We start from the raw sequence: 6768 nt of genomic DNA, 5'->3' as shown, positions 1-6768 counted from the left end.
ACTGCGGGGGTATTGTTCAGCAGAATCTCCATAGTGTAGTTGGTGAGCCTGTACTCATGGTTGACCACCCCTACGATAACTGTGCTGTTGTTTCCTGCTCTGACCTCTGTCGGATAGTCATAGGCCTTCCCTCCTGGGCCCAGGATATAGAACTCCGTGAACTTCTCTCCCTCCTTGGGAGTGACCACCACATAAACAAGGGCGACGATGGAAGCGATTATGGATAGTATCAGAATTATGGTTAAGGCCTTGTCCACCCAACCCCTCTCTCCCTCTGCTCGGATCTCATCTTTCAATGAGCCTATCCACTGGCGAAGATTAAGGGAGAACCTCTCCTCTGGAGAAAGAGAGATCCGCCGCCAGTAGGCAACTGCAGCCATCAGCAGGGTAAAGGCCACAATGGATAAAACAACCGGTATCAGCCTGATTCCCCAGGGGGTGTAGTTGAGGCCCAGACCGATCAGGGGGACAACGGCGATGCTCAAGCCGAAGCTAAGAGCTATCCTCTCAATCCCATCAAGGTCTCCCTTTTTTGGAAAGAGGGCGGCTATGAGCACATACCCTGGCACAAAGAGCACCATCAAAAGGCCGATGGGGATTCGCAGGAACAGGCTGCTCAAAGGGGTGAGGGTGAAGAGCAGAACCGCCAGGGCAAGCACCACCGCTGCCAGGAGATCAGCTGGCATCTGCTCTAGATCCCTCTCCATCCTTAGTTCCCCTCGAGTTCGCTGCCTATAGCCCCAACCACTCTGTCAGCTTGGAGATCACATCCTTAGTATCACCGGATTCTGCTGGCGGGGTGGCTTTCTCCTCTTTGACCGATTCTTCCCCCGCGGATTCGCTGGCAGCTACGCTGGGCTTTGTTTCATTCTCATCCTTATCTGTTGCTACCTTTTTCTCAGCCACACTGACATCTGAAGCAGATGAGCGGTTTTCTTCTTTGCTCATTATGCGCACGGTCTTCGCATCGCCATCTCCCTCGATCAGGTAATCGCTCTCCGGTATGCCAGTGGTGTCGATGACCAGCTTGTAGCTTCCACTGGAGTCGGCCAATACCCCCGTCTCGGCCTCAATGGTTATGGGAACCTCATTTGCTCCCGGCATAGCGTTGCCGGATACCTTGAGCCTGTACATTCCCGGGGGGATATCCGCTACAGAGAGATGCACCACCCCATCGTGTGATTCAAAGCTTTTGGTGATCCAGATTCCCATCTTCATCCCTGCATCGAGGTTCTGTACGTTTCTGGCCGTAACCGAAAAGCGGTTTGGCTTATTGGGGACTTTGATCTCGGTCTCGTAGTTGTACTTCTCAGAGGTCACAGGCAGATTCATTGTGAAGCTGGAGATGAACGTGTTCTCGCTGTTCGGCTCGCTCGTCCCGGTTATGATCAAATTGTCTCCGGCGGTAACGCTGTCAGCAGACAGCTCAAATGAGATTCCTGGCGATATCAATATGAAGATCAGCATCAAATTGATCGCCATGGCGATAGCCAGGCCCCTGCCTGCATTCCTCATCCATTCTGGTTTCTTTGCCATATTCCCTTCCTTCAGTCTCAGAATGCTCAAGCTGATTATCCAGGCTATTGCCTTCTTAACTCTTAACATATGCTTGGTCACCTCTAGAGATATTCAGGGATCTATTCCTGAGTCATATCATTTAATTCAGCTTTTCTCCTCAAGATTATAGTTGATTCTTTTGGAGATTGTTCTAATGCTCAATTCTATTGAATCTGATATCAGATAAAAACCTCACGCCACAATTGCCCAGAATGATTTGATTCATCATTCTGAAAAAGATAGGAATTACCTCAATATATATATATATAATTGATATAAAATATATCCAAAGCAAAAAATTTTAGAAAAAATTATAACGTCTTATTATAAATACTAATCAAGGGTGCTGGCGGATTAAATCACCTCTACAATTTTCTGCTTCAAACCCTGCAGCCCAACTTCCGGGGAATAGATGGCGCATACGATCACATACTCCCCCTTTTCCCATGATCCATCCGTCTGAAAGATGAGATCAACTGCGGATAGAGTGGCCTCCTGCAAGCTGATGGCGCCATTATCCGGCAGAAGGGAGATCATACTCATAAGCTGGTCTTGAGCAGTGGCGGGATTGACCTCGATCTCAGTGGATCTGCTGCCTATGGAAAGAGCGACAACCGGCCAGGTTTTTGATTCATTCGCGACCAGTCTCATTGTGGCATTATCATACTCTTTGCGCGGCATAATAGCTGCTGCGAATATCTTAGACCGGTTGTCTTCAGTCCCTGTGCTCAGATTGATCTTAATGAATTCATTCTCTGAAGGGATGCTATCTTCCATTTGCAGGACCGCCTCTCCTTCCGTAAAGATGAAGGCCTGAGCGGGGGCAATAGACGATCGATTTCCATCAAGAGCATATAGCGAATAAAAGCCGCTTCTCCTCTCGGCCGTTCTATCTGAAGCGATGCTGAAAGATAGATTGGCCTTCTTCGCTGCGCTATCATTCTCCGCGCTATCCATTACCACGGCCTCTGTGCAGATCGCTTCCTCAGATAACTGTGCGTTGCCAAGGTCTCCCGCCAGATATGCCGCCAGGCTGAGAGGAGCTATGCAGACGTTGATTCCCGGCTCGGAAGGGATCTGGAATGGGACTTGTTCTCTGGAGAATTCTATCCTCCCTTGCAATGGCATTCCCCGAGAATAGACGGCAAACTCCTCTGGCAATAGCAGGTCCTGAGAGGTCTGGTTCTCTTGCAGGATGCGGCCAATTCTAGGCAATTGAATCCGATCGTATCCCTCCAGGATCCAGAAGGTTCCATCATTCTCAGGTCTTTCCCCTGATGAGATGTTTATCTGTTCATAGTCCCCTATCTCTGCGGCTGCTGTCGCATTGCTCATTAATGCTGTGCCCACTGATGCTCTGTCCAATTGGGATTCATTCGTTGCAGTGCAATTCATTCCCAAGGAACTGATGAGAAGCATAAATAGGCATAGAAAAAGCGATATCATCCTCATAGTTCCTAATAACATTTATAAAGTATTTATGCACTTCCCTCTGATTATCTGCAAAAAAAGCTGGGAGTAAAGGACATCTATCGCTTCTTCGGCCAATACGATTTCTTCCTGGTGGGGAAGCCCGAAGATACTACCGGACCATTCTCAGGCGGAGTCGCTACTCTTCTCCTCTCTCTCCTGGCAGCCCGGCTCAATCAATGGGGCGAACTTCGTGCCATAATAGATTATGCCCCTGTCACCCTCCTTTCCCAGGATTCTGAAGACCGCCCGGACCCTCATCCCGATCTTCACCTCTTCTTGGCTGGATACGATCTGGCCGGTGATCTTGGGCCCCTCATCCAGCTGGATTATTGCCAGATTATAGGGGGTGAGCCTCTCGAAGTCATCGGTGGCATTGTGAATGGTGGTGTAGGTGATGATGGTCCCCGTTCCCTTGAAGGCATGGCTCTCCAAGTGAGCGCCTCTGCGACAGTTAGGGCAGAGGTTTCGGGGAGGAAAGAAGTATTCGTTGCATCTATTGCAGTGCGTTCCCAAGAGATTGTATCTCTGAGGTATGCTTCGCCAGAATCTGGGAGCTTGGGTCGTCATCTTTACCTCGTGAATATATGGACCAAGGCAGTTCCCCCTGACCCACCCACATTATGGGCAAGGCCGATCTCCACCTCATCGACCTGGCGGCGTCCTGCTTCTCCTCTCAGCTGCAGAGCGATCTCATAGGCCTGCTTGATCCCGGTGGCCCCTACCGGATGGCCGCAGGCCTTCAGCCCGCCAGAGGTGTTGACCGCAACCTCTCCATCCAGTGCGGTCAGCCCTTCCTCGGCTGCTCTGCCACCATGCCCCTTCTCCACAAATCCCAGATCTTCAATCGCCAGGATCTCAGCGATGGTGAAGCAGTCGTGGACCTCGGCCACATCCACCTGACGGGGCTCGATCCCTGCCTGGCGGAAGGCAGAACGTCCAGCATGGACGGTGGCATCCAGGGTGGTCAGGTCGCGGCGGTCGTGCAGGGCCAGGGTATCGCTGGCCTGGGCGCAGCCCACGATCTTGATAGGAGTGTCGGAGAACCTGCGAGCGGTCTCGGTGGGAGCCAGAACCACCACCGATGCGCCATCGGATATGGGAGAGCAGTCCAGCACATGCAGGGGATCGGCTACCATAGAGGATCGGTTCACATCATCAATGCCGATCTCCATCTGATACTGGGCGATGGGATTCATGCAGGCATGATGGTGATTTTTCACTGCCACCTGGGCCATCTGGTCGTGGGTTGTGCCGTAGCGGCGCATATGCATCTTGGCCATCATGGCATAGAGCGCTGGAAATGTGGCGCCAAAGAAGCATTCCCACTCCCTGTCTGCTGCTGCTGCCAGGGCGTCGGCGGCGGTGCCTGAGGAGACGTCGGTCATCTTCTCCACCCCGGCGGCGATGACGATATCGCAGTAGCCGCTGGCCACAGCCATGACCGCCTGGCGGAGGGCCAGACCTCCTGAGGCGCAGGCGGCCTCTACCCGGGTGGAGGGGACATGCAGTCGCGACAGGCCGGCGCAGTCGGCGATCAGGGCTCCGATATGCTCCTGCTCTATGAACCGCCCGCCGCTCATGTTGCCCACATAGAGGGCGTCTATCTGCTCACCGGTGATCTCTGCGTCCTCAATCGCCAGGACCCCTGCCTCGGCGATCATGTCGCGCAGGGAAGAGTCCCATCTCTCCCCGAACTTGGTGCAACCTACACCAATAATAGATACAGACCTCATATTCTCAGCTTGCCCTTGTGCTTGGCGTACATTGCATAATCAAGATACTCAGCATCGCCGATATAGTCGCGAACGCTCGGAGCATTGCAGCGGATGTCCTCAATTCTGTCCAATACTTTGATGCTGAAGGCATCGCTGCCCGCACCGGAGCCAAAGCTGGTGACGAAGATCCTCTCACCCGGCCGGGCGATGTCCAGAGTAGCGGCCAGGCCGATGAGGCAGGATGCAGAGTAAGTGTTCCCTATCATGGGCACGACCAGCCCCGGCTCGATCTGCTTTTTGGAGAAGCCCAGCATCTTGGCCACTCGCACCGGGAACTTGCCATTGGGCTGGTGGAAGACCGCATAGTCGTAGTCCTCCGGCCTGGTTTTCATCCTCTCCATCAACCCAGTGGCGGCGCTGGTGACATGCTTGAAATAGGCGGGCTCCCCTGTGAACCTGCCGCTATGCTCTGGGTATGGCATCCCCTCTCTTCTCCAGAAGTCCGGGGTATCGGTGGTGAAGGAATAAAAGCCCTCGATCTGAGCCGCCAGATCCCTCTTTCCGATCAAATAAGCCGCTCCTCCGGCAGCTGCGGTGTACTCCAGCATATCACCTGGCGCTCCCTGGCTGACGTCTGCGCCGATGGCCAAACCCAGATCGATCATATCGGAGCCTACCAGGCCCAGGCAGGCCTGAATCGCCGCGGTCCCCGCCTTGCAAGCGAACTCAAAATCCGCAGTGGTGAAGGAGGATGAGGTGCATACCGCCTGGCCGACGATGGTCCCCGTAGGCTTGACCGCATATGGATGGCTCTCCGAGCCCGTATAGATGGCTCCTATTCGCTTAGGATCAACGTCGGCGCGATCCAGAGCGTTCCTTGCTGCCTCCACCGCTATGGTCACTGCGTCCTCATCAAGATCAGGCACGGATTTCTCGAAGACCCTCAGGCTTAAAGAGATGTCATCACCACCCCCCCATACCCTGGCTATCTCATCTGCCCTTATCCTGAATCGGGGAATATAGACCCCATAGCTGACAATTCCCGAGACCAATGGATTTCACCCTTTGCTCAGAGCACTGGTGATCTCATCCACGGAAAAATGTGTCGTCAAAAGAGGGATATTTTCAACCTCTGCGATCCTGACCGCAATGGGGTCCACATCTACTGGCTCCATTCCTTGCAGGACCACTGCCCCTGGTTTTAGATTGCTCACCCTCACCGCAACCATGCTCGATCGGCCGGTGTGAACGCCGGTGAATATCAGAGCCCTGGCGGTGCTCCGCCCATAGATCTTCTGGAACTGGTCGGGGAGCATCTCCACAATGGCCTTCAGGCTGTCTATCAGCGTATAACCCCAGATGGTGATATCCGTCCGGCCGTAGACGACCTCAGCATCAAGCTTCTTGGCGATATCGTTCAGAGGAAGGGGCTCTTGATACTCGCAGACGCTGCAGATGGAGTCCAGCCCCAGGATATCTCCCCACATATCCTCATAGGCGCGCAGGACATTGCAGCCCCGGCTCTCATCCAGCCTGAGCAGGGCATCGATTATCTTGCTGACTATCATTATGCCTGGGGACTTCCTCCTGCCGCTCTCATAGTCGGATATCACCGAAGGAGATATTTTCAGATGATTGGAGAGGTCGGTCTGGGTTATGCCGAAGTTGCGCCGCCACTTTCTCAATGTCTCGCCAGGATTTTGGGATAAGGTGATCTCGCCTGCAATCTTCTCTGCCAGCAATCCTCGTGCATTGGAGATCTCCCCACCAGAATTCATGAAATATTAACTGGTGAAACTAGGATATAAATGTAGCGAAAAATATTCGGCATTTAACGTATTGGCTACCAGAATAGGCAAATCCAGAGGAATGAGGCCAAATAATGCGTCGACCGGGATTCGAACCCGGGTTGTAGGCTTGCTTCGCAGATTCTATTGATCTGCCTGGAAGGCCCAAGTCATAACCACTAGACCATCGACGCCCGCCCATCTAGTCTCACAACTTGAACTTAACTGTTTCGATC

Annotated in this window: 7 protein-coding genes and 1 tRNA gene; all 8 read right to left on the bottom strand. The window is 53.1% G+C overall.

The window, feature by feature from the left end; genetic code table 11:
- Positions 1 to 686, bottom strand: a 686-nt coding sequence (locus BP822_RS02625; RefSeq protein ID WP_286877667.1) for a DUF1616 domain-containing protein, incomplete at its 3' end; no start/stop codon positions are given.
- 46 nt (positions 687 to 732) lie between these two features.
- On the bottom strand, positions 733 to 1605 hold the full coding sequence (locus BP822_RS02620) for a hypothetical protein (protein WP_048131901.1): 873 nt from the start codon (positions 1603 to 1605) through the stop codon (positions 733 to 735).
- Positions 1606 to 1911: 306 nt separating this feature from the next.
- Positions 1912 to 2952 (bottom strand): hypothetical protein, encoded by a 1041-nt coding sequence (locus tag BP822_RS02615; RefSeq protein ID WP_286877666.1) that lies wholly within the window; start codon positions 2950 to 2952, stop codon positions 1912 to 1914.
- Positions 2953 to 3153: 201 nt separating this feature from the next.
- Positions 3154 to 3597 carry a Zn-ribbon domain-containing OB-fold protein gene (locus tag BP822_RS02610; protein ID WP_273270829.1) on the bottom strand — a complete coding sequence of 148 codons (444 nt, stop codon included), beginning with the start codon at positions 3595 to 3597 and terminating at the stop codon, positions 3154 to 3156.
- Positions 3598 to 3599: 2 nt separating this feature from the next.
- On the bottom strand, positions 3600 to 4763 hold the full coding sequence (locus tag BP822_RS02605) for a thiolase domain-containing protein (RefSeq protein WP_013718870.1): 1164 nt from the start codon (positions 4761 to 4763) through the stop codon (positions 3600 to 3602).
- Positions 4760 to 5797 carry a hydroxymethylglutaryl-CoA synthase gene (locus tag BP822_RS02600; RefSeq protein ID WP_273277894.1) on the bottom strand — a complete coding sequence of 346 codons (1038 nt, stop codon included), beginning with the start codon at positions 5795 to 5797 and terminating at the stop codon, positions 4760 to 4762. The genes BP822_RS02605 and BP822_RS02600 overlap by 4 nt, the downstream gene beginning before the upstream one ends.
- Positions 5798 to 5803: 6 nt before the next feature.
- On the bottom strand, positions 5804 to 6523 hold the full coding sequence (locus tag BP822_RS02595; RefSeq protein WP_013718868.1) for a helix-turn-helix domain-containing protein: 720 nt from the start codon (positions 6521 to 6523) through the stop codon (positions 5804 to 5806).
- A gap of 105 nt (positions 6524 to 6628) precedes the next feature.
- A tRNA-Gly gene (locus BP822_RS02590) sits at positions 6629 to 6726 on the bottom strand.
- Between the last annotated feature and the right edge of the window lie 42 nt (positions 6727 to 6768).

Origin of the sequence: Methanosaeta sp. UBA458 (genome assembly GCF_002496085.1) — an archaeon.
Taxonomy (GTDB): domain Archaea; phylum Halobacteriota; class Methanosarcinia; order Methanotrichales; family Methanotrichaceae; genus Methanothrix; species Methanothrix soehngenii.
Note: the sequence above shows the minus strand (reverse complement) of the source record. Positions and strands in the feature narration are given on the sequence as shown.

What these genes read in the sequence shown, in the direction of transcription:
- BP822_RS02620 (WP_048131901.1), bottom strand. Translation starts at nt 1,605, where the DNA reads ATGTTAAGAGTTAAGAAGGCAATAGCCTGGATAATCAGCTTGAGCATT.
- BP822_RS02595 (WP_013718868.1), bottom strand. Translation starts at nt 6,523, where the DNA reads ATGAATTCTGGTGGGGAGATCTCCAATGCACGAGGATTGCTGGCAGAG.
- BP822_RS02615 (WP_286877666.1), bottom strand. Translation starts at nt 2,952, where the DNA reads ATGAATTGCACTGCAACGAATGAATCCCAATTGGACAGAGCATCAGTG.
- BP822_RS02610 (WP_273270829.1), bottom strand. Translation starts at nt 3,597, where the DNA reads ATGACGACCCAAGCTCCCAGATTCTGGCGAAGCATACCTCAGAGATAC.
- BP822_RS02605 (WP_013718870.1), bottom strand. Translation starts at nt 4,763, where the DNA reads ATGAGGTCTGTATCTATTATTGGTGTAGGTTGCACCAAGTTCGGGGAG.